The sequence below is a fragment of the Streptomyces sp. NPDC026062 genome, assembly GCF_055568375.1.
Window position 1 is genome coordinate 278,611 of the sequence record NZ_JBVHOQ010000001.1, and the last position, 21,268, is coordinate 299,878.

A 21,268-nucleotide genomic window follows, 5' to 3' on the forward strand; every position below is an offset into this window, starting at 1 on the left:
CCGCGCGCCGCTGCCCGCGTCCGTCTCCCTGTCGGAGGCAGCGGGGTGGAAGCGGGGGTGCCGAGTGGGCCGGGGGTGCCGAGTGGGCCGGGGGTGCCGAGTGGGCCGGGGGTGCCGGGGAGCCCCTCCCCCGGCCCGTTCTCCTGCCCGTGCGGTTCGCCTGCCCGTCAGGGCGTCCGGCCCGTCAGGGCGTCCGGCCCGTCCTCCCGACGCACCGGCACCCGCGGTTCCGAGACCTCACACAGCCAGCGCCTCAGGACCCGGTGCACCGTCTCCGCACCGACAAGTTCGGCCGGCCGCTGCCCGTCCTCCGCTGCGGCCGCGTCCAGCGGTTCCGTCATTCCGCGCGGCCACAGCAGGAACGGCCGGGACTGCTCGCCGCCCAGACCGCCGTGCGAGCCGATCTGCTCCTCGAAGGCGTGCACGGTGCCGGTTCCGGGGTCGTGCATCGAGTTGACCATCACATCCGCGACATGCGGAAACGTATCTGTGCGACGGACGGCGTCGGCCGCGCCCGGACCGAACGGAGCCAGCGGTCCCCGTCCGTCCCTCAGCTCCGCGACCGGCACCCGCGCGCCGTCGCGCGCCAGCACCACCGATCCGTCGCGCTCGCTGCGGACGAGCAGGAAGCCGATGCCCGGATGGTTGGCGAGCGTGCCGAGCAGGGCGGGGTGACGGCTGTCGATCTCCTCCTGCGAGGCGCGGCCCTCGATGTCGGGGAAGGAGATCAGGCCGAGGTTGCCGGAGGCGAGGACGACCGGGTCGGAAGCCTTCGTCACCTGTTTCCCCTCGCCCTCGGCGACCGGCCTGTGGAGCGCGATCCGGACCGCGTCGCGCGCCTCGGAACCGCTCCGGGTCCGCTGGGCCCTGCGAGGTACCGGCAGGCCGCTGCCCGCCCGCACCAGGTCCTTGAGCGTCAGCCCGTACGCCCCGGCGAAGGTCTCCCCCGGGCTCTGTCCGTGGTCGGAGAGAAGCACGATGCGGTAGGTACGGGGGGTGTGTTCGGCGACCTTGACGATCAGGGCGAGCGAGCGGTCCAGCCGCGCCAGGACCTTCTCGGCGTCCCGGCTGCGCGGCCCCGAGTGGTGGGCCACCTCGTCGTACGCGACCAGGTCGGCGTAGACGGCGGTCCGCCCGGCGAACATGTCCCCGATGACGGCGGAGACCACCACATCGCGCTCGACGACGGTGGCGAAGGCGCGGATGAAGGGATAAAGCCCGCCGCGCTTGATCCTGGGCGTCTCCTTGCGGATCCGAGCCAGGGTCGACTGTCCGATCTCACGGCCGACCTCGGCGACGAACGAAAGGGCGGTACGGACTGCGTTGGCGGGGTCGGAGAAGTAGGCGAAGTACCCGGCTCTGGAGCGTCGGCCCTTGCCCCGCCGGGCGGCCATCGACAGCACAAGGGCGAGTTGGCCGGCACCGCCGCTGAAGAGGTTGCCTCGGCTGGCACCGTCGCGGGTGAGCAGTCCGCCGTCGTGGGTGCGCACGATGGCGCGGCGCTGGAGTTCGAGGGCGCTCGCCGGTCTGCTGGAGACCATGACGTCTCCGGTCTCCTTCTCGTACCAGCGGAAGGCGGGGATGTCGTGGTTGCTGCCATGGAGGATGCCGAGCTGGCTGGCTCCGGTCTGGCTCGACCAGTCGGTGCGCCACGGGGTGAGCCGGTGGCCCTCGGTATCGGCCAGCCAGCGCGCGACGGTCGGCATGACTCCGTCGGCCGCCGCCTGCGCGAGGACGTCGTGGCCGACCCCGTCGAGCTGGATGAAGACGGTGCCGGGCGGTCCCTCGCCGTCCGCGCCGCCCGTGCCGCTGCGACGGCGGCGCCGTTCGGCCAGGCGGGAGAGCCTGCGGCGGTAGGCGTTGTCGTCACGGACGGCGAGGGCCGTGGAGGTCGCTGAGGCGACGGCGGACATCACGGCCGCGACGACGACGGCCGTCTCCGGCGCCGCGGCGCCGCGCCCGTCCGGGATGAGCCGCAGCGCGATCAGGAGCAGCGAGCCGTTGAGGAAGAAGACGAGCATGCCGAGGACGAGGGCCGGCACGATGAGCAGGGCCCGTACGAGCACCGGCCAGACAAGCGCCGAGAGCAGACCGAAGGCGCCGGCACCCCAGGCCGCGGTGAACGCGGTCTTGGTCACGCTGTCGCCGTCGTCCGACTGGAGCTGGAAGTCCGGCAGAATCCCGGCGAGCACCAACAGGGTGAGCGACGATACCGCCCACACCACGATCACCCGCATCAGGGCGCTCCCGGCTGTTCGCCATCGCCCGTCACCCACGCCGTTGCCACCTCACGTCCGGGCCCCGCCGTTCCGGGCCCTTCCCCAGCCTTTCACAGCGGGGGCGGGGCGCCGGTGAGCGGTGGGCGGCGCTCAGCAGCCGTCGTAGCCGGCGGTCGGCATGGAGAGCCTGCGGTGCACGCCCGCTTTCGTACGGGCGCTGTACTCCGGTTCGTCGAGACCGGCGATCTCCAGGCGGACGCCTCGCCGCTCGCACTCGGCGGCGAACCGCGGGACCGAGGCGATGGCCCGGGCGAGCACCCGGTCGGTGGGGGCCACGAAGAGCTCGGCCTCGCCGCCTACGATGTCGGCCCAGAGCGCGTGGTGGTCGGGACGCAGTCCGTAGAAACGCAGCTGCCGGGTGACGACGTAGCCCCGGTCGGCCGCCCAGCGGGCGCACATGGCGTGCTGGCTGCGGGTGTCCACGAGGAACGGGTCGCTGTCGAGTTCCTCGAGCGGCGTGAGACTGGCGATGGCCGCCACCCGTAAGTCCCCCATGACCGTCTCCCTGTAGGTGTGCCCCGACCCTACCGGCGGGATTCCGGGACAAGAAGGCGCACGTCAGGGCGTGCAGGGGGCGCACGGAACCGGGCGCGCGCCTGCGGTACGGAAACGTCCGGAGAAGCGCTCCGGGTCCGTCCGGGGGAACTCTGCCGATCCGTCCGGGACGGCTCTCCGGGTCTGTCCGGGCAGCCGTGCCCGCCGCCCCGCGGTCCCTGCGGGAGCGGTCGGCCCCGTAGGCTCGTGAGCAGGTCCGACGAGCGGGAGGCAGCACGTGCCGGTGGAGATCACCTGGTGGGGTCATGCCACCTGCACCATCGAGGACTCCGGGGTGCGGGTCCTGACGGACCCCCTTTTCGTACGGCGCTTCGCGCATCTGCGCCGACGCCGCGGCGAGCTGCCCGGCCCGGCAGCCGCGGTCGCCGATGTCGTTCTGATCTCGCATCTGCACTCCGACCATCTGCATCTGCCGTCGCTTGCCCGCGTCGCCCCGGCCACCTGGCTGGTCGTCCCGCTGGGTGCGGTCCGGGCGGTTCCGGGGCTCCGGCTGCTGCGCCGGATGCGCGGGGTACGGATCACCGAGGTGGCGGCGGGCGACGAGGTGCGCGTCGGAGCGGTGGTCATCCGGGCCGTGCCGGCGCTGCACGACGGGCGGCGTCTCCCGGTCGGCCCGCACCGCTCCCCCGCGCTCGGATACGTCGTGGAGGGCGAGGCCCGCACGTATTTCGCCGGAGACACCGGTCTTTTCGACGGCATGGCCCAAGCGGTCGGTCCGGTGGACGTGGCCCTGCTGCCGGTCGGCGGCTGGGGGCCGTATCTGGGCCACAGTCATCTCGACGCGGCACGCGCCGCCGAGGCGCTGGCCCGGCTCGCGCCGCGCACGGCGGTGCCGGTGCACTACGGCACGTACTGGCCGATCGGGATGGACGGAATCCGGCCCCACGAGTTCCACTCGCCGGGTGACGAGTTCGTCCGCCAGGCGGCACTGCGGGCGCCTCAGGTGGCGGTGCACCGGCTGGAGCACGGTGGGCATGTGCGGCCGGGAGCCGCCGGGTGATACTCGAATTCCTCGGCAGGACGGCGCAGCTGCCCCCCGAGTCGACGCAGCAGGCGGTCGGCTACCCCTCGCTGTTCCTGCTGGTGGCGCTGGGTGCCCTGGTGCCGGTGGTGCCGACGGGTGCGCTGGTGAGCTCGGCGGCCGTGGTGGCGTTCCATCAGACGTCGCCGTTCGCGCTGCTGGTCGTTTTCGCGGTGGCGTCGTCCGCGGCGTTCCTCGGAGACATCTGCCTGTACTGGCTGGGGCAGCGAGGAGTGCGGTCGAAGAACGGTTCCAAGTGGCTGCGGGCGATCAGCGACCGGGCCGCGCCGGAGAGGCTGGCGCAGGCGCAGCAGAAGCTCGACGCGCACGGGGCGATGGTGCTGGTGCTGTCCCGGCTGGTGCCGGCGGGGCGCATTCCGGTGATGCTGGCCTGTCTGCTGGGCCGGATGCCGCTCAGGCGGTTCGCGCGGGGCGACGTGCCGGCGTGTCTGGCGTGGGCCGCCACGTATCAGCTGATCGGGATCCTCGGCGGGTCGCTGTTCCCGGAACCGTGGCAGGGCGTGGTGGCGGCGGTGGGTCTGACACTGCTGATCAGCGGGGCGCCCGCGGTGTGGCGCCGGCTGCGCGCGCGGGGGTCCGCCGGGTGAGGCGCGGGGTCGGGTTCAGGGGCTGACCCGGCTCGTTTCGCCCGTGGTGTCGAGCATGCCCGAGCCGCCGATCGGCAGGTTTGCCGGGCCGGACACCCGCGCGAACAGCTCTGGGCCGCCGGTTCGAGGAGATCGGCCGCCGCCGTCCCGGTGTGTCAGCGGAGTTCGTCGAGGGCTGCTCGGAACATGCTCAGCGCTGCCGTGACATGTGGCAATTCGAGGGGATCCGCGGCGGTGAGGGACTCCGTCTGCTGCTCCGGGGTCGACCCGAGCAGCGATCCGGTGCCCAGCCTGACCCGCAGCGCGCCCAGTTCGTCGCCGAAGCGGTGGCCGCCGGGGGCCGGTGCGCCGAGCCGGTCCGTCAGGTACTCCTCCAGTTCGAGCGAGTCCGTGACCCCTCGGTCGGCCAGCCCGGAGCGGAGCGGGCCGAGGTCCGCGTAGAGGTGGCGGCCCGCCTGCGGGGGGCGGGCCAGCGCGCCGGAGGCGAGGACCGCCCGGTGGGCCGCGGCGGCGATCCGCGCCTGCGTCGCGGCGGCCCGGCGGATCCGTTCGGTGACGGCGTCCGGCTCGCGCAGCGCGTGGGCTGCCGCCGCCGCGACCGGGCCCGCGACGAGGGCCCCGAGCGCGGTGAGGATGTCGAGCGTACGGGCGTGGCGCGCCGCCGACCGCTCGGTGTCCGGGAACCGGGCGACGGCGACCGGCCAGGCAGCCGGGGTGAGCGCACCCGCCAGGTCGGAGACGACCGTCACCTCGTCGGGGCACATCTCGGCCGGGCTGAGCAGCACCGTGTCGCGCGGCCGGTGCAGGGTGTCGCGCCAGGTCTCGTCGCTGACGATGTGCAGCCCCTCGGCGACGGCCGCCTCGCACGCCTCACGCACCAGTTCGGGCGGGGCGACCGTGGCGGTGGGGTCGTCCACCACCGAGATCAGCAGCAGTCGCGGTCTGCCTCCCTCGGCGCGCACCCTGCGCACGGTCTCCAGGAGTGCGTACGGGTCGGGCACACCGCCGCACTCGGCGGGGGTCGGGACCTGATAGGCGGGCCTGCCCAGCAGCCGGGCCTGCGGGATCCAGGAGGCGGGACAGGGGCGCGGCACGAGCACGTCGCCGCCGTGTGCGGCGATCAGGGCGAGCACCAGCGGAGAGGTGCCCGGTGCGGCGGCGATGTGTTCGGGGCCGCCGCGCAGTCCCCGCCGGTCCCAGTAGGCGCGGGCCGCCTCGCGCAGGGCCGCCGAGCCGCCCGCGGGTTCGGGTGCGCCGTCGGCCGCCGCGGCCGCCAGCACCTCGGCCAGTTCGGGCAGGACCGGCAGTCCGGGGCCGGGCGCGGGCGGCCCGTACCGTACGGGCCCTCGGTCCTCCCGGATCCCGGGCGCGCCGCGCCCCTGACGTCCGGTCCGCTCCCGGCCCATCCGGGCCTCCTTCGCCGCCGCTCGCTCACTGGCCCTCCGGCCCTTTATACGAGGGAACGGAGCCGGGCGCCTGCGCTACCGCGAAGCTGCCCCCGGCCGTACCACGGCCTCGGCGGGGACGCCCGGCGGCAGGGCGACCGCACCGCACCGCGACGGCCCCATTGACACTCGCCCTGCCGCGTCATTACGGTCACGCCAGGATTTCGAACGAGTGACGAAATATCGAACAAGTCGAGGGGCAACTCCCGTGCGTATCACCGGAATCAGCACACATGTGGTCGGAACACCCTGGCGCAACCTCACCTATGTGCAGGTCCATACCGACGAGGGTCTCACCGGCGTGGGCGAGACCCGGATGCTCGGCCGCACCGACGCGCTCATCGGCTATCTGCGCGAGGCGGAGGCCAACCACATCGCCGGTTCGGACCCGTTCGCCGTCGAGGACCTGGTACGCCGGATGAAGTACGGCGACTACGGGCGGGCCGGCGAGATCGTGATGTCCGGCATCGCGGTCGTCGAGATGGCCTGCTGGGACATCAAGGGCAAGGCCCTCGGCGTCCCGGTCTGGCAGCTGCTCGGCGGGAAGGTCACCGACCGGGTCAAGGCGTATGCCAACGGCTGGTACACGACCGAGCGCACCCCGGAGGCGTACCACGAGGCCGCTTCGGCGGTCGTGGCGCGCGGCTACCGGGCGCTGAAGATCGACCCGTTCGGGACGGGCCACTTCGAGCTGGGCCAGGAGGAGACCCGGTACTCCGTGTCGCTGATCGAGGCGGTCCGGGACGCCATCGGCCCCGACACCGAGCTGATGCTGGAGATGCACGGCCGCTTCAGCCCCTCGACCGCGGTACGGATCGCCCACGAGATGGCCCCGTTCCGGCCGGCCTGGCTGGAGGAGCCGGTGCCGCCGGAGAACCTCAAGGCGCTCGCCAAGGTGGCGGGCAAGGTCGACATGCCGATCGCGACGGGCGAACGCATCCACGACCGCGTCGAGTTCCGTGAGCTCTTCGAGTCGCAGGCCGCCGACATCATCCAGCCGGACGTCGGCCACATCGGCGGCATCCTGGAGACCAGGAAGCTCGCCGCGACGGCCGAGACCCACTACACGCTGATCGCCCCGCACAACGTCGGCGGCTCGGTGCTGACGGCGGCCAGCCTCCAGGTCGCGGGCTGCACCCCCAACTTCAAGATCCTTGAGCACTTCAACGACTTCGCGGACGCCGACATCAAGAAGGTCGTACGCGGCGCCCCGCAGGTCGACCCCGCGACCGGCTGCTTCGAGCTCTCCGACGCGCCCGGCCTCGGTGTGGAGCTCGATGTGAACGCCGCCGCCGAATTCCCGCAGCAGCAGGCCCGGTTCGACCTGTGGGCCGACGGCTGGGAGAAGAGGCAGCCCAAGTGAGTGACGGACCCGCCCGCTCACGGGCGATCACGATCGACCGGCCGGGCGGCCACCGCCTGGTGTCCGGCCCGGTCCCCGAACCAGGACCCGGCGAGGTCCGGGTACGGGTGGCGGCGGCCGGGATCTGCATGAGCGACCGGGAGGTGTACGACGGCCGTCGCGACCCCGGCTACGTGCGCTACCCGATGGTGCCCGGTCACGAGTGGGCGGGCACCGTCGAGGCGGTGGGCCCGGGTGTCGATCCCGCCCTGACCGGCCGGCGCACGGTCGCCGAGGGCTTCCGGTCCTGCGGGAGCTGTGAGCGCTGCCGCAGCGGCGAGACCTCGCTGTGCACCTCGGGGTACGACGAGACGGGCTTCACCCGTCCCGGGGCGTTCGCCGATCATGTCGTGCTGCCCGCACGGCTGTTGCACCCACTGGCCGACGACGCCGACCTGCGCGCCGCCGCCCTGCTGGAGCCCGCGGCCGTGGTCGCCGCGGCGGTGCGGGCCGGGGCACCCGAGCCGGGCGAACGGGTCGCCGTGGTGGGCGCGGGCACTCTCGGGCTGCTCGCGGTCCAGCTGCTGGCCGCGGTGTCGCCCGGGGAGCTGACGGTGATCGACCCGAGGGACGAACGGGCCCGCCAGGCACTGCGCTTCGGGGCGAGCGAGGCCCTGGCTCCCAAGGAGGCCGCGGAGATGCGCGGCCGGTACGACCTGGTGGTGGAGACGGCGGGGGCCGCGACCACCGCGGCCGACGCCTGCCTGCTCGCGCGGCGCGGCGGCCGGGTCGTCCTCACGGGGATGTTCGCGCCGGGGGCCGTCGGCATCGACCCGGTGCACCTGTCGGTGAGTCAGCTCACGGTGCGCAGCGTGTTCGGGGCGTCCTCCGCGTCCTGGTCGTACGCGGTGCGGGCGTTCACCACGGGGCTGCTCGATCCGGCGGTGCTGATCACGCACGAGTTCCCGCTCGAACGGTTCGCGGATGCCATGGCGCTGGTCGGGGGCGGCGACGCGGGGACGGGGAAGGTGCTGATGCGCCCCTGAGGGGCTGTCCCGCAATTCCTGGCGGGACAAGCCCTTGGGGACCCTTTCGTCGGATCACGCCGGGCTCGCGGCGGGCGTGCGCCACGGGCCGTGGCGCCGACGTACTGCCGCCCCGGCCCGCCCTTCACCCTCTTTCTCGAACCTTGTCCGACCCACCGAACACGAAAGGTCGCTCATGACCTCCGCATCCTCCGCCCCGTCCGGATCCCCTGCCGGCGTCCGGCGCCCGGGTGAGCCCGTGCTCACCGCGCTCGGGCTCGGCGCCCGCGCGACGGACCCCGCCGACGCCTCTCCGCACGCCTTTCCCGACGGTGGCACCTGGCGGACCGAGATCCCGTCCGTCGAGGGCCCCGAAGCACTGTCCGTCGTACTGAAGGAGAGCGCGCGGCTCGACGTCCCCGTGCACCGGATCAGCCAGGGTAGCGGCATCTGGATGCTCAGCGACGCCGAGATCACCGACATGGTCGGGGGCTGCGACGAACGCGGCATCGAGCTCTGCCTGTTCACCGGTCCACGCGGCAGCTGGGACACCGGGGCCTCGTTCCGCACCGATTCGGGCGGGGCCGGGCTGCGCGCCCGTGGCCACGACGCCCTGGCCGGCTGTGTCGAGGACGCCCTGCGCGCCTCAGCGCTGGGCGTGAAGTGCCTGCTGGTGGCGGACGAGGGGGTGCTCTGGACCCTGCACCGGCTGCGTGAGCAGGGCGTACTGCCCGCCGATACGACGTTCAAGCTGTCGGCCCTGGTCGGCCCGGTGAACCCCGCCTCGTTCGCCGTGTACGAGCAGCTCGGGGCGGACTCCATCAACATTCCGTCGGACCTGACGCTCGCTCACTTCAGTGAGATCCGCAGGGTTTCGGCCGCTCCGATGGACCTGTACATCGAGGCTCCGGACGACCTCGGCGGCTATGTCCGGATGTACGAGGCGGCCGAGCTGATCCGGCGCGGTGCCCCGCTCTACCTCAAGTTCGGCCTGTCCAAGGCGCCCGGCATCTACCCGTACGGCGCCCACATGCGCGATGTCACCCTGGACACGGCGCGCGAGCGGGTCCGGCGCGGCCGGCTGGTCCTGGATCTGCTGGCCCGGCACGGCGCCGACGGGAACATGTCGCCGCTGGGCTCCCGGCTGCCGGGCTCTCTGCTGCGCTTCCCGGCGCGGTGACCACGGCTGGGCGGGTCCATGAACCGGACCCGCCCGGAGTCTCCCGCCGGGACCCGCTCCCCCACGGCCGGCCCCGGTGCGGCCCCTGACAGCCCGGGACGGCCCGGTCCGGGGCGGGATGCCTCCGGCGCCTCAGCCCGCGAAGGCCGTGCCGGGCATGCCCCTGCCGATGCCCGGCAGGACCAGCAGCGACCCCGAGAGCGGGTGCGGTGCCTCAAGGCCGGTACGGGCGGTCGAGACGTAGAGGTCGCGCAGGTCCCGGCCGCCGAAGGCGCAGGCCGTGGGCCGTCGCACCGGCAGTCCGACGACCCGGTCCAGCTTTCCGTCGGGGGTGTAGCGGCGCAGCGCGGCACCGTCCCACAGGGCGACCCAGACGGCCCCGGCCGCGTCGACCGTCAGACCGTCGGGGTAGCCCGCGCCGTCCTCCACGGTCGCGAACGGGCGCCTGCCGGTGACCTGTTCGCCGTCCACGTCGAAGACGTCGATCCGGCGGGTCGGCGTGTCGATGTAGTACATCAGCCGGCCGTCCGGACTCCAGCCGGTGCCGTTGCTGCAGGCCACCAACGGCAGCACCCTGGTGGCCGTGCCGTCGGGGGCGAAGCGGGTGAGGCTGCCGCCGACCTCCGAGTCGTCGTACCGCATGGTGCCCGCCCACAGCGCCCCGTCCGGTGCCACCGCGGCGTCGTTCCCGCGGCGTCCCGGCTCGGCGTCGTGGACGAGCCAGCCGAAGGCGCCGTCCGCGTCGTAGAGGCCGATGCCGTCACGCAGGTTGACGACGAGGCCACCGCCGGCCCGTGGCTTTGCCGCGCCGACATGCTGTTCGGTGGCCATGACGGTCCGTCGGCCGTCGGCCGGGTCGTAGGTGTGGATCCGGGCGGAGAGGATGTCGACCCAGATCAGCCGCCCGGAGACCGGGTCCCAGGTCGGGCCCTCCCCGAGTGCGGCGTGTTCCCGTACGGCGATGTCGAGGCGCGGGCGGCTCACATCTCCCTCCGGTGGTGGCCGAGGCGGCCGGAGAGCGCGTCGGCGCCCTCGGCCGCGAGAGCGGCGAGTTCGGCCTCGCGTTCCTCGCTCCAGCGGATCATGGGGACGGAGACGGAGAGCGCGGCGACGACCCGGCCCGACCGGTCACGTACCGGTGCGGCGACACAGCTCACGTCGGGGTTGGACTCCCGGTGCTCCACCGCGATGCCGCGTTCCCGCACCGTGGCGAGGGCCGCTCGCAGTTCCTCTTCGTCGGTGATGCTGTCGGGCGTCATCCCGGTCAGTTCGAGACCGTCGAGGCGGGCGTCGAGCTCCCGGCCGGGCAGTGCCGCGAGCAGCATCTTGCCGACCGATGTGCAGTGGGCGGGCAGTTTGCGGCCGGCCGCCGACACCATCCGGACCGCGTGGGTGGAGTCCACCTTGGCGATGTAGATGACGTCGGTCCCCTCCAGGATCGCCACATGGACCGTCTCGCCGCAGGTCTCCGCGACCTGCCGGGCCACCTGCTGGCCCTCGGCGGCGAGATCCAGCTGCTCGGCGTACCGGCTGCCGAGCTGGTAGGTGCGGACGCCGAGGCGGTAGCGGCCGGGCTGGTCGGGGATCGTGACCAGATACGAGCGGGCGGCGAGCGTGGTCAGCAGCTCATGGACGGTGGTGCGCGGCAACTGGAGCTTGCGGGTCACCTCCGGCGCGGAGAGCGTTCCGTCGCCGTGGAGGAAGAGTTCGAGTACATCCAGCGCCCGGGTCACCGCGGGGACGAGTCGCCCCATGGTCGTGCACCACCCTCTCGTGTTCGACATTCCGGCCAGTGACCGGCATCACGAACACAGGCTAGACGTGGCGCACTTACGGGGCAATGACGAGGTGACCTGTGACACCGGACGCCCGTACGGATACACAGCTTTCACACCGTTTTCTACGCATATGACAGATGAAGAGTGTCACCCGGCACCCCCTTCGCGGGGGCTCGCGCACCCGGTCCGGGCGCGCCTGCCGGTTCGGCGGGGGCGGGCAGGGTATTCGCTGTTCCATGTCTTCACCGAACTTGCCTTCACCTCTGCCGCGGCCCACCGGGCTGCGGGGCGCCCTGCGCCGAAGCGATCTGGCGGCCTTCCAGAACCTGGCCCAGCGCCACTGGCCTGCCGCCGGGCCCGTGCTGCCGAGGCTCAGCCGCAGCGCCAATCACGGGCTGCTGTGGTTCGGCGCGGCGGCCGGCATGGCGGCCTTCGGCGGCAGCGCCCGGGCCAGGCGGGCGGCACTGCGCGGGATCGCCTCACTGGCGGTGGCCTCGGCGGCGATCAACACGGTCGGCAAGGGGGCGGTCCGCCGCGAGCGGCCGATACTGGACGCCGTGCCGGTGATACGGCAGCTGAAGCGTCAGCCGGTCACCACGTCCTTCCCGTCGGGGCACGCCGCGTCGGCCGCCGCGTTCGCCACCGGGGTGGCGCTCGAATCGAAGGGCTGGGGGGCGGTCGTCGCTCCCGTCGCCCTGTCGGTGGCCGCCTCCCGCGTCTATACCGGAGTCCACTACCCGGGCGATGTGCTGGCCGGTGCCGCACTCGGCATAGGGGCGGCGTTCGCCCTGCGCGGCATCGTGCCGACCCGGGGGCAGCTGCCCGCGCCGGGCCGGCCGCCCGCCGACGCGCCCGCACTGCCGGACGGCCAGGATCTGGTCGTCGTCGTCAACCAGGAGTCGGGGACGGCGACGGCCACGGCGTCGCTCGTCCGCGACGCCCTGCCGAACGCCGAAGTGGTGGAGTGCCCCCCGGCCGAGCTCTCGGCCGAGCTGGAGAAGGCGGCGGGCCGAGGCCGGGCTCTGGGGGTGTGCGGGGGTGACGGCACGGTCAACCGGGCGGCGGCGGTGGCCGCCGTGCACGGCCTGCCGCTCGCCGTGTTCCCCGGCGGGACGCTGAACCACTTCGCGTACGACCTGGGCATCGAGACCGTGGCCGACGCCTGCGCCGCGCTCGCCTCGGGAAGCGCGGTCCGGGCGGACCTGGGGCGCTTCCGACCAGGACCGGACGGACCCGAGGGCGCCCCCGGCTACTTCGTCAACGCCTTCAGCCTGGGCGTCTACCCGGAGCTCGTGCGCACCCGTGAGCGCTGGTCCCCGCGAATCGGAGGCTGGCCGGCCGGCGTCCTCGCGGCCTTCGAGGTGCTACGCGGCGAGCGTCCGCTGGAGGCCGAACTACAGGGCAGGCGAAGGCCTCTGTGGCTGCTCTTCGTCGGCAACGGAATGTTCCGGCGGGTCGGCCCGGCACCCGGCCGACGGCACAATCTCGCGGACGGACTGCTGGATGTACGGGTCGTGCACGGAGGCCGGACACCCGGCCTGAGGCTGCTGGCGGCCGCCGTCGCCGGCCCCCTGACCCGCTCCCCCATCCACGCCGCCGTCCGGCGTCAACGCATCCGCGTCGCCGGACTGAAGCCCGGCACCCCCTACGCGTACGACGGTGAAGTAGCGCACAGCCAGGGCGACTTGATGATCGACAAGCTGCCGGAGGCACTGACGGTCTACTGCCCGCGACCGGCGTGAGCCCAGCCCGGTCGGGCTGAGCGAAAGGGCGGCCGGCACCGATTCGGCCGCCCTTTCGCGTGCGCCCGCACCACAGGCTGGACCCGTACGAGCGATGTCCACATAGCAAGATTGCTATCTCATTATTCGGCATCAGGGCATACGGTGGCCGTACCGATCAGCGCTTTGCGGCCCGCGTTTCGCGGTTCGCGTTCGAGAGAGGATGCACGGTCATGCCGAAGGAGACCGCCGTCTACACCCACGGCCACCACGAGTCGGTGCTGCGCTCGCACCGCTGGCGCACCGCCGCCAATTCCGCGGCCTACCTCGTCGGCGAACTCCGCTCCGGCATGGACGTGCTGGATGTCGGGTGCGGTCCCGGCACCATCACCGCGGACCTGGCGGCACTGGTCGCCCCGGGCCGCGTGACGGCCGTCGACACCACCCAGGAGATCCTCGCCCAGGCCGCCGACGTCGCGTCCGAACGAGGCCTGGAAAACGTCGAGTTCGCCGTCGCGGATGTCCATGACCTGGATTTCCCCGACGACTCGTTCGACGTGGTCCACGCCCATCAGGTGCTCCAGCACGTCGGCGACCCGGTGCGGGCACTGCGCGAGATGCGGCGGGTGTGCCGCCCCGGCGGCATCGTCGCGGCCCGCGACAGCGACTACGCGGCCATGAGCTGGTTCCCCGAGTCGCCCGTCATGGACGCCTGGCAGCAGCTGTACGCGCGCGTGGCACGGGCCAACGGCGGCGAGCCGGACGCGGGACGCCGGCTGCTCTCCTGGGCACGCGAGGCGGGCTTCACCGACATCACCCCGACGGCCGCCTCGTGGTGCTTCGCCACGCCGGAGAGCCGGGACTGGTGGAGCGGTCTGTGGGCGGACCGTACCGTCGGCTCGGTCTACGCGAAGCTGGCGGTCGACGGCGGCCACGCGACGACCGGCGAACTCACCGCGATCGCCGAGGCCTGGCGCAGCTGGGGCGAACAGGGAGACGGCTGGTTCATGGTCCCGCACGGCGAGATCCTCTGCCGGGCCTGACCCCCGGGCCGGTCCGATCCTGGGGCAGGTCCGAACCCGGGCCGGTCCGAACCCGGGCCGGGGCTGCCGGAACCACCGGTCCACGCAGCCCCGGCCGACCGGCCGGGCCATCCCGGCCCCACAGGCCGCCCGGCCCCCTCCCGCCGAACCGATCACACGCGGCTGACCGGCCAACTACCCTGTTCGGCATGGAGATCATGGGAACCACGCTGCGTATCTGCGTCGACGACCTGGAGGCCGCGGTGGTCTTCTACGAGGACCTGACGGCGACTTCGGCGCTGCGCTTCGAGCGCGGCGGGGTGTCCGTCGCCGCCATCGGCTGCTTTCTCCTGATGAGCGGCCCCGAGTCCGAGCTGGAGATCCTGCGCAAGGTGACCGCGACGATCGCGGTGAAGGACGTCGACGAGGCTCACACCGCCCTGACCCGGGTCGGTGCCCGCGTCATCGCGGGCCCGGTGCCCACCCCGGCCGGCCGTAATCTGATCGCGGTGCACCCGGACGGTTCGGTCTTCGAGTACGTCGACCGCAACCGAACCGTCTGAGCGACGCCCTCTCCTCCGTCAGTCCCTGGGCCGCATGCGGTAGTTGTACACATCCGGCAGCGGTTCACCGGTCGTTCCGGTGAGTTCGGCCCACACCTCGTCCAGGATCTCCGCGCCCTCGCGCAGATCGGCGACCTCGAAGCCCGCGTCGAACAGGGCACGGGCGGCCTCCCGGTCGCCCTCCGCGAGCAGGAGGCGCGCCTCCAGCAGACGGAAGCGGCCCCTGGTGCGGATCTCCGGCAGCAGTCCGGTCCAGACCGTGCGGGCCGCGGTGGTGCGGCCGGCGGTCAGCAGTACCTCGATCGCCTCCCTGCCGAGGGCCGCCGTGGCGGCGGTCCAGGGCTCGTCGTCGCGGCGCTCCGCGCACAGGCCGTCGAACGCCTCCGTGTAGTAGTCGGCTGCCCGGTCCCGCTGGCCGCTCTCCTGGGCGGCGACGGCGAGACAGCGCAGCAGCGGCCAGCGCGACGGGGCGATCGCGAGGCCGCGCTCCCAGCTGCGGACCGCCTGGGCCCGGTCGTCGGCATGCCACTGGGCAACGCCCAGGTGGTACTCGGTGAGCGGTTCGGCGGAGGCCGTCTCCAGCATGTCGCGCCAGTGCGGGGAGACAAGACTGGGACCGGGCGGGGCGACGCCGTCCGGTTCGGGGAAGGCGCCCTGGTCCAGCAGTCCGATCCAGGGCTCCTGCTGCGCGCCGAGCATGGACTCCGTGAACGGGGTGCCGGGCAGCCCGTACCCGCCGCGCCGCACTTCGAGGGCGCCCCAGCCCGAGCCAATGGCCAGGATCTCGCCCGGCTCCGTGTCGGCGCTGCCCCGCCATGCCTCGTACGCGGCGTCCACGGCTTCGCGCGGCAGCGCCTCTTCGAGCCGCTGCCCGGTCTCGGCACGGACCGCGGCCCAGTCGTCTCCGTGCACGGTGGCGGGATCGGCGGCCAGCGGCCCGTACGACTCCAGCCAGCTGAACTCGCCCCCGGGCTCCAGCGGTACGTGCTCCAGCTGGGTGCGGGCGAGCCCGGCCTGGATCTCGGCGTAGCCGGTGGTGCCCGGTTCGGTGAGCCACTCCTGCCAGCGACGGCCGCCGGACCCGCTGCCCCAGAGGAAGAGCTTGCGTCCGCGCAGCAGGTCGGTGGAGGTCTGGACGAGGCCGTGGCCGTGCTCGTCGAGGGAGGCGATCCAGCGCCGGGCGCCGTCGGGGACCTCGTAGAAGTAGTCCGCCGGGAAGTCGCCGCGCAGCGGGTACGTACGGTCGACGCCCCCGGTCTCGGGCATCGCGACCCGGGTCAGTGCCCGTTCGTACCCGAAGTGCCAGGCCTCGTCCGCGGGCGCGATCACCCGGGTCCCCTCGCCTTCCGGGACAGCGATGTTGGACCACCAGTAGACGGGCGCGGGGTGTTCGTGCGGGTTGCGTATCCGTACACCGACATGAAGGAAGTCGGAGTCGTCCGGCAGCCACAGATCGACCTGGAACGGCAGGTCGCGCAGCCGTTCCCACTCCCACAGCCGGACCATCTCGCCCCCGTCCGGAGCCGGGACCCGGGCGGCGTGCAGGGGGGCGCAGGACAGCGTGGTGTGGCCCGTGGCGCCGATGTTCCATTCGATACCGCCGGAGAACCAGGCGCCGTTGAGCGCGAAATCGGCGGGCTGGAGCACGGGGTTGGTGTAGACGAGGTCGCGGCCGGTCGGCTTGTGGAAGAGGGAGTGGACACGTCCGCCCAGCCCGGGGAGCACGGTGGCCCGCAGCCGGTCGTTCTCGATGACGATCGCGTCCAGGTCCGTGGGGGTGCGCTCGCGTCCGTAGCCGTCGAGGATCCGCACGGGAAGAACGGTTGCCAGGGGTGCGTGGCCGAGCTGGCGGGCCATGTCGCGGGGCAGGCCGGCCCGGTCGCGGTCGTCGATGGCATGCGTCTCGTCGAGCGGCCGCAGCGCGGGCAGCGGGTTCTCAGGGCCCGTCGCCGCCGCGGGCAGGGTCAGTACGGTGCGTCGTACGGTGGTGGCCAAGGCAACCTCGCTCCCTCGCGCGGGCCGCCGCAGGTCCGGGCGCCCCCCGATGACCATGGAACACGCTCGACGCCGCCCGGACCAGGGGATCAGCCGTCAGACTTCTGCAAAAGCCGCGACGACCAGGTCGGCGAGCAGCGCGCCCGCGGTGCCGTCCGGGTCGAGATCGGGGTCGTAGACCGTGACGTTGAGGCCGACACAGCGCGGCGAGCCAACCAGTGTCCGCAGCAGGGGGCCCAGTTCCCCGGGGAGCAGGCCGCCGTCGTCCGGGCTGTCGACGGCGGGCATGACGGAGGGGTCGAGCACATCGGCGTCCAGGTGGACCCAGAAACCGTCGAGGGCCGGGCTCTCCAGGCTCCGCACGACTTCGCCCGCCAGAGCGGCGGCGCCCTGCTCACGGATCTCGCCGACGGTCGCCACCGGGATCTTCAGCTCGGCGAGCTCGGCACGGTCCGTGTCGTAGTCACGGATGCCGAGCACCCGCACGTCCTCGTCGCGGAGATAGGGCCGCAGCCCTTCCAGCCCGGCGAGGTCGTCCTGTCCCCGGCCGGTGGCGATGGCCAGCTCCTCACCGGCCGCGGCACCGACCCCGTCGCCGTTGCCGACGTGGCGGAAGTCGGCGGACCCGTCGACCGAGACCAGTCCGTACCGGCCGATCCGGCGCAGGGCGAGCGAGGCACCCAGCTGGATGGAACAGTCACCGCCCAGGACGAGAGGGAACTCGGCGGCGCGCACATGCTGTTCGACACGGTCGGCGAGCGTGCGGGTGTACCGGGCGATGGCGGCGGCGTTGAAGACGCCGTCCCCCTCCTGCCACGCACCCCGGTCGTAGCGGGGCGGCACGACGACCCCGCCCTCGGACGCGCCGGTCCGCTCCAGGATCCGCTGCTCCCGCAGTGCGCCCGCGAGCTTGTAGCAGCCCGGTACGGTGCCGGGGGCCGGCGGGCGGAGTCCCAGGTTGGAGGGGGCGTCGAGCACCACGATATTCCGCATGCGCCCCATCCTCCGCGTCGTAGGCTGGCCGCTCAACCGGTTTGCGGGATACGACAGGAACGGCGGACACGATGGGCACGCAGCACACGTACCGAGTGATCGTGCGCGGCACGTGGGAGGGGCTCACCGAGCAGGCCCGCGAGCGGCTGCTCTCGGAGGTCGAGGAGCACGGTCTGGCAGCGATGCAGTTCAGCGAGGAGGGGTCGCTGACCTATGACCGTGTGCTCAAGCACTTCAGCTTCCGGTACGTGGTGGTGTCGGACGCCGCCGACGGCGAGGAGATGGCGGGCGCGATCGCCGAGGACCGCGCGGAGACGGCCCTGCGGAAGGCCGGTTACGGGCACGGTGAACTGCGCTCCACCGCGACGGACATGGACACCATGAAGATCAACTTCAAGGGGCGGCGGGGGTAGGGCGGAGTTCCGACGGGGCGATTGCTCCTGTGCTTCACTCCTTTCAGCTCTGTCACAGGCCTTCATTGGTGCTGCATGTTCGCTGGCGTGCTCCCCAGGGGTGCCGGGAGGGCCGTAGCTTCCGCGCATGCATACACGCGTGACGGCCATCGTCATCGAGGACGGCAAGCTCCTGGTGCTGGACCAGGACACCGATGGAGCCCGGTCCTGGTCCTTGCCGGGGGGAAAGGTTGAGGACGGAGAGTCACTGGGCGGAGCGTTGATTCGAGAAGTGCGAGAGGAGACCGGAGTCGACGTCGAGGTCGGCCGGTTGCTGTACCTGTGCGACAACATCGCTGCGCATGTCGTTCACCTGACTTTCGAGGCCCGCCGGACGGGCGGGACAATCGGGAACATCGCGGAGGGTGCGGACACCCGGCCGATTCGCAGTGTGGAGTTCGTCGGCCTGGGCGCACTGACCGCCCTGGGCTTCAGCGACCTGTTCGTGAAGCTGTGCCGGGAGGGATTCCCGGGGGCCGGGTCCTACATGGGGCCCAAGTCGGCCATCGGACTATGAGCCCAGGCCGCTGATCAGGAGCCGGTCGAAGCTCTCCCGGCGTGCTGCGGGTGCACGCGGCGAGAGCTTCGCCCCATCCATGCGACCGGTTGTCCGGTTCCCGTACCCCAAGGCGTGGCCGGAGCACCACGGGCGCCCCGCGTCCGGCAGCTGCCCCCCTCGCCCGACCGAGCGAGCGCGGCAGCGACTGATGCCGTCCGCCGCCGAGGAGATCCGCCTGGACCTCCTCCAGTACCCCGGCCCCGACGAGGAGGCAGGCGCCCGGCAGCGCGTGACCGAGATCCGCGTCCACCCCGTCGTCCGCGCCGGCTGGGACTGCGCCCGGACCACTTGACCGCCCACGTCACCGTTCCGCCTCCGCCCGACGGGTGGCACGCGGAGGCCGAACGGCTCGCCGCGCGGCGGCCGGGAGACCGGGATGCCCTCGTCCGCACCATTGACGCGGTCATGTCTCCACTGCATCATCGTGGGAGCGCTCCCACGGGTGTCGCACCCGGCATCCACCGACCACTCACACCGGGCGTCCTGCCGACCGACGCGACGCTCGCCCGAGGAGGACACGTCATGCCGCTCGCACACCTTCCCGCCACCGGCCGGTTAGGCCGGCCGGGCCGCAGGACCGGACGAACCGCGGGCAGACGCCCCGCCGCGGTGCTCGTCTGCGCCCTGGCCACGGTCGCCGCTCTCGCCGCCGCTCCCCCGGCGCCCGCCGCGACCGGCCGGACCACCGCGGTCCCGGCCGCAGCGGCTACGACCGCCGACGAGGCGTCGGCCGTCGAGGTCTCCGTCAACGCGGGGGTCGGTCTCGGCACCATCGGCAAGGAGGCGTTCGGGGTCAACCACGCGCTCTGGGACTCGCACATGAACGACCCCGAGGTGACCGGCCTGCTGGGCGAGGCGGGTGTCGGCATGATGCGCTACCCGGGCGGCTCCTACGGCGACATCTACCACTGGAAGGACCACACCGCCCCGGGCGGCTACGTGGCTCCCGGCACCACCTTCGACGAGTTCATGGGCAGCGTCCGCGCATCCGGCTCCCAGCCGGTGATCATCGCCAACTACGGCACCGGCACCCCGCAGGAGGCCGCCGACTGGGTCCGGTACGCCAACGTCACCCGCGGCTACGGGGCAAAGTACTGGGAGATCGGCAACGAGATCTACGGCAACGGCCACTACGGCGGCGGCTGGGAGGCCGACGACCACCCGGACAAGAGCCCGCGCGAGTACGCCCGCAACGTCCTCGCCTACGCCGGTGCGATGAAGGCCGTCGACCCGACGATCAAGATCGGCGCCGTGCTGACCACGCCGGGCGACTGGCCGGACGGCATCACCGGCCCGGGCGACTCGGCCGACTGGAACCACACCGTGCTGTCCGCGGTCGCCGGGGCGATCGACTTCGCCATCGTGCACTCCTACCCGGGCGGCGCCACCGCCGACGAGGCCCTGGACCGGACCGCCCGGCTGCCCGGGCAGCTCCGCGAGGTCCGCCGGCAGATCGACCAGTACGCCGGGGAACGCTCGTCGGAGATCGGCATCGCGCTCACCGAGGTCAACTCCAACGTCCAGATGAACAGCCGCCCCAACGGCCTGTTCGCCGCGGACACCTACATGACGGCGCTGGAGAACGGCGTCTTCAACGTCGACTGGTGGAACGTCCACAACGGGCCCACCGAGGTGGGGACGGTGGACGGCGACACCGACTTCAACGACTTCGGCCTGCTCTCCAGCGGCGGCTGCGTCGGCGACGTCTGCCAGCCGGCCGTGAACACGCCGTTCCACCCGTACTTCGGCATCAAGTCGCTGACGAAGCTGGGTCGTCCCGGTGACACGATGGTCGCCTCCTCCACTGACAGCGACCAGGTCTCCGCGCACGCCGTGCACCGGGCCGACGGCACGCTGAGCGTGATGCTCATCAACAAGGACCCGCTGAACTCCGCGACTGTGGAGATCAGTTACGCCGGATATACGCCCACCACCCAGGCACCGGTGGTCCACCGTTACGGCCGCGGCGACACCGATGTCACCCAGGTGGCCCCCACCGGCGGGGGCCACCAGTTGTTGCCGCCGTACTCGATCACCACGATCACCGTCGCCCCGCACGCCGCCGCGGCCTCGGTCGGCGCACCCGGCGCCCCGAAGACCACCGCCGTGGACAGCGCCACAGCGACGGTGAGCTGGACGGCCCCCTCGAACGGCGAGGCGGTGCGCTACGAGGTGTACGAACGTCTGGGCGCCAACGCCCAGCTGCTCGCCACCTCGACCTCCACCTCGGCGACGCTGCACAACCTGCCGCCCGGCTCCGAGCACACGGTCAACATTCTCGCCCGGGACGCCGACGGCCGCCTCTCGCGCCCCTCCGATCCGCTGACCTTCGCCACCACGGCTCCGCGCGACAGCAGCTGCCTGGTCAACTACCGGGTGGACAGCGGCTGGGGCAGCGGATTCGTCGCCACTGTCACCGTCTCCAACGTCGGTGACGCCCCGGTCAACGGCTGGACGCTGGACTTCACCTGGTCGTCCACCGGCCAGTCCGTGCAAAGCTCCTGGAACGCGAACGTCACCGACTCGGGCACGCGCGTCCATGTGACCGACAACGGCACCAACGCCGAGCTGGCCCCGCACGGCGGCTCCAGCGCCACCTTCGGCTTCGTCGGAGCCAACGACGGCGCCAACCCCGCCCCGACGACGTTCACCCTCAACGGAACGATCTGCCGCACCTCCTGACCCACCGTCTGCACCCCGGCGCACCCGGAGGGCGTGCCGGGGTGCAGA

General features: G+C 72.7%; 19 protein-coding genes. 12 read left to right on the forward strand and 7 right to left on the reverse strand.

Annotation, left to right across the window (positions count from 1 at the left end; all coding sequences use genetic code 11):
- Positions 1–167: 167 nt before the first annotated feature.
- Together ACZ4LX_RS01180 and ACZ4LX_RS01185 are read right to left on the reverse strand one after the other, a co-directional pair.
- Entirely contained in the window at positions 168–2,276 is a 2,109-nt protein-coding gene (locus tag ACZ4LX_RS01180) for a phage holin family protein (RefSeq protein ID WP_467636503.1), read from the reverse strand.
- Between the two features lie 93 nt (positions 2,277–2,369).
- The gene (locus ACZ4LX_RS01185) at positions 2,370–2,774 is read right to left on the reverse strand and encodes a hypothetical protein (RefSeq protein ID WP_467636507.1); all 405 of its coding nucleotides are present in this window, start codon (positions 2,772–2,774) and stop codon (positions 2,370–2,372) included.
- Between the two features lie 277 nt (positions 2,775–3,051).
- Between ACZ4LX_RS01185 and ACZ4LX_RS01190 the strand changes: the two genes are divergently transcribed.
- Together ACZ4LX_RS01190 and ACZ4LX_RS01195 are read left to right on the forward strand one after the other, a co-directional pair.
- Complete coding sequence (locus tag ACZ4LX_RS01190) at positions 3,052–3,834, forward strand: MBL fold metallo-hydrolase (RefSeq protein ID WP_467636512.1); 783 nt, start codon at positions 3,052–3,054, stop codon at positions 3,832–3,834.
- Entirely contained in the window at positions 3,834–4,463 is a 630-nt protein-coding gene (locus ACZ4LX_RS01195) for a DedA family protein (protein WP_467636884.1), read from the forward strand. Before ACZ4LX_RS01190 ends, ACZ4LX_RS01195 begins: the two co-directional genes overlap by 1 nt.
- Positions 4,464–4,618: 155 nt before the next feature.
- Here the strand turns inward: ACZ4LX_RS01195 and ACZ4LX_RS01200 are convergent, their stop codons facing one another.
- Positions 4,619–5,869 carry an aminotransferase class I/II-fold pyridoxal phosphate-dependent enzyme gene (locus ACZ4LX_RS01200; RefSeq protein WP_467636516.1) on the reverse strand — a complete coding sequence of 417 codons (1,251 nt, stop codon included), beginning with the start codon at positions 5,867–5,869 and terminating at the stop codon, positions 4,619–4,621.
- 247 nt (positions 5,870–6,116) lie between these two features.
- Here ACZ4LX_RS01200 and ACZ4LX_RS01205 point away from each other — a divergent pair, with 247 nt between their 5' ends.
- The 3 genes from ACZ4LX_RS01205 (at position 6,117) to ACZ4LX_RS01215 (ending at position 9,455) form a co-directional block, all read left to right on the forward strand.
- Positions 6,117–7,271: a mandelate racemase/muconate lactonizing enzyme family protein gene (locus tag ACZ4LX_RS01205; protein ID WP_467636519.1), complete on the forward strand. Its 1,155-nt coding sequence runs from the start codon at positions 6,117–6,119 to the stop codon at positions 7,269–7,271.
- Positions 7,268–8,296, forward strand: coding sequence for a zinc-dependent alcohol dehydrogenase (locus tag ACZ4LX_RS01210; protein WP_467636523.1), 1,029 nt, complete (start codon positions 7,268–7,270; stop codon positions 8,294–8,296). Before ACZ4LX_RS01205 ends, ACZ4LX_RS01210 begins: the two co-directional genes overlap by 4 nt.
- Positions 8,297–8,471: 175 nt before the next feature.
- Positions 8,472–9,455, forward strand: a complete 984-nt coding sequence (locus tag ACZ4LX_RS01215) for a hypothetical protein (protein ID WP_467636525.1) — start codon at positions 8,472–8,474, stop codon at positions 9,453–9,455.
- Positions 9,456–9,587: 132 nt separating this feature from the next.
- Here ACZ4LX_RS01215 and ACZ4LX_RS01220 read toward each other — a convergent pair whose 3' ends face one another.
- Both ACZ4LX_RS01220 and ACZ4LX_RS01225 read right to left on the reverse strand, forming a co-directional pair.
- A complete protein-coding gene (locus tag ACZ4LX_RS01220; RefSeq protein WP_467636529.1) occupies positions 9,588–10,439 on the reverse strand; it encodes an SMP-30/gluconolactonase/LRE family protein in 852 nt (283 codons plus the stop codon).
- Positions 10,436–11,209, reverse strand: coding sequence for an IclR family transcriptional regulator (locus ACZ4LX_RS01225; protein WP_467636534.1), 774 nt, complete (start codon positions 11,207–11,209; stop codon positions 10,436–10,438). The genes ACZ4LX_RS01220 and ACZ4LX_RS01225 overlap by 4 nt, the downstream gene beginning before the upstream one ends.
- 260 nt (positions 11,210–11,469) lie before the next feature.
- Between ACZ4LX_RS01225 and ACZ4LX_RS01230 the strand changes: the two genes are divergently transcribed.
- The 3 genes from ACZ4LX_RS01230 to ACZ4LX_RS01240 all read left to right on the forward strand — a co-directional run bounded on the left by ACZ4LX_RS01230 (position 11,470) and on the right by ACZ4LX_RS01240 (position 14,539).
- Complete coding sequence (locus ACZ4LX_RS01230; protein WP_467636538.1) at positions 11,470–12,975, forward strand: phosphatase PAP2 family protein; 1,506 nt, start codon at positions 11,470–11,472, stop codon at positions 12,973–12,975.
- A gap of 212 nt (positions 12,976–13,187) precedes the next feature.
- Positions 13,188–13,997, forward strand: a complete 810-nt coding sequence (locus tag ACZ4LX_RS01235) for a class I SAM-dependent methyltransferase (protein ID WP_467636543.1) — start codon at positions 13,188–13,190, stop codon at positions 13,995–13,997.
- A gap of 188 nt (positions 13,998–14,185) precedes the next feature.
- Positions 14,186–14,539, forward strand: a complete 354-nt coding sequence (locus tag ACZ4LX_RS01240) for a VOC family protein (protein ID WP_467636546.1) — start codon at positions 14,186–14,188, stop codon at positions 14,537–14,539.
- An 18-nt stretch (positions 14,540–14,557) separates the two neighbouring features.
- On the opposite strand, the gene ACZ4LX_RS01245 is transcribed toward ACZ4LX_RS01240, so the two are convergent.
- Positions 14,558–16,534, reverse strand: a complete 1,977-nt coding sequence (locus tag ACZ4LX_RS01245; protein WP_467636549.1) for a DUF5107 domain-containing protein — start codon at positions 16,532–16,534, stop codon at positions 14,558–14,560.
- 96 nt (positions 16,535–16,630) lie between these two features.
- The gene (locus tag ACZ4LX_RS01250) at positions 16,631–17,527 is read right to left on the reverse strand and encodes an arginase family protein (protein ID WP_467636552.1); all 897 of its coding nucleotides are present in this window, start codon (positions 17,525–17,527) and stop codon (positions 16,631–16,633) included.
- A gap of 71 nt (positions 17,528–17,598) precedes the next feature.
- Between ACZ4LX_RS01250 and ACZ4LX_RS01255 the strand changes: the two genes are divergently transcribed.
- The 4 genes from ACZ4LX_RS01255 to ACZ4LX_RS01270 all read left to right on the forward strand — a co-directional run bounded on the left by ACZ4LX_RS01255 (position 17,599) and on the right by ACZ4LX_RS01270 (position 21,220).
- Entirely contained in the window at positions 17,599–17,940 is a 342-nt protein-coding gene (locus ACZ4LX_RS01255; protein ID WP_467636556.1) for a DUF6204 family protein, read from the forward strand.
- A 127-nt stretch (positions 17,941–18,067) separates the two neighbouring features.
- Positions 18,068–18,496 (forward strand): NUDIX domain-containing protein, encoded by a 429-nt coding sequence (locus ACZ4LX_RS01260; RefSeq protein ID WP_467636559.1) that lies wholly within the window; start codon positions 18,068–18,070, stop codon positions 18,494–18,496.
- 190 nt (positions 18,497–18,686) lie between these two features.
- Entirely contained in the window at positions 18,687–18,830 is a 144-nt protein-coding gene (locus ACZ4LX_RS01265) for a hypothetical protein (protein WP_467636562.1), read from the forward strand.
- A 230-nt stretch (positions 18,831–19,060) separates the two neighbouring features.
- Positions 19,061–21,220 carry a cellulose binding domain-containing protein gene (locus ACZ4LX_RS01270; protein WP_467636567.1) on the forward strand — a complete coding sequence of 720 codons (2,160 nt, stop codon included), beginning with the start codon at positions 19,061–19,063 and terminating at the stop codon, positions 21,218–21,220.
- Positions 21,221–21,268 lie beyond the last annotated feature (48 nt).

Excerpts from the sequence above, each read along its gene's own strand:
- ACZ4LX_RS01185 (WP_467636507.1), bottom strand. The coding sequence starts at position 2,774 with ATGGGGGACTTACGGGTGGCGGCCATCGCCAGTCTCACGCCGCTCGAG.
- ACZ4LX_RS01200 (WP_467636516.1), bottom strand. The coding sequence starts at position 5,869 with ATGGGCCGGGAGCGGACCGGACGTCAGGGGCGCGGCGCGCCCGGGATC.
- ACZ4LX_RS01215 (WP_467636525.1), top strand. The coding sequence starts at position 8,472 with ATGACCTCCGCATCCTCCGCCCCGTCCGGATCCCCTGCCGGCGTCCGG.
- ACZ4LX_RS01225 (WP_467636534.1), bottom strand. The coding sequence starts at position 11,209 with ATGGGGCGACTCGTCCCCGCGGTGACCCGGGCGCTGGATGTACTCGAA.
- ACZ4LX_RS01230 (WP_467636538.1), top strand. The coding sequence starts at position 11,470 with ATGTCTTCACCGAACTTGCCTTCACCTCTGCCGCGGCCCACCGGGCTG.
- ACZ4LX_RS01235 (WP_467636543.1), top strand. The coding sequence starts at position 13,188 with ATGCCGAAGGAGACCGCCGTCTACACCCACGGCCACCACGAGTCGGTG.
- ACZ4LX_RS01240 (WP_467636546.1), top strand. The coding sequence starts at position 14,186 with ATGGAGATCATGGGAACCACGCTGCGTATCTGCGTCGACGACCTGGAG.
- ACZ4LX_RS01250 (WP_467636552.1), bottom strand. The coding sequence starts at position 17,527 with ATGCGGAATATCGTGGTGCTCGACGCCCCCTCCAACCTGGGACTCCGC.
- ACZ4LX_RS01255 (WP_467636556.1), top strand. The coding sequence starts at position 17,599 with ATGGGCACGCAGCACACGTACCGAGTGATCGTGCGCGGCACGTGGGAG.
- ACZ4LX_RS01260 (WP_467636559.1), top strand. The coding sequence starts at position 18,068 with ATGCATACACGCGTGACGGCCATCGTCATCGAGGACGGCAAGCTCCTG.
- ACZ4LX_RS01265 (WP_467636562.1), top strand. The coding sequence starts at position 18,687 with ATGCCGTCCGCCGCCGAGGAGATCCGCCTGGACCTCCTCCAGTACCCC.
- ACZ4LX_RS01270 (WP_467636567.1), top strand. The coding sequence starts at position 19,061 with ATGCCGCTCGCACACCTTCCCGCCACCGGCCGGTTAGGCCGGCCGGGC.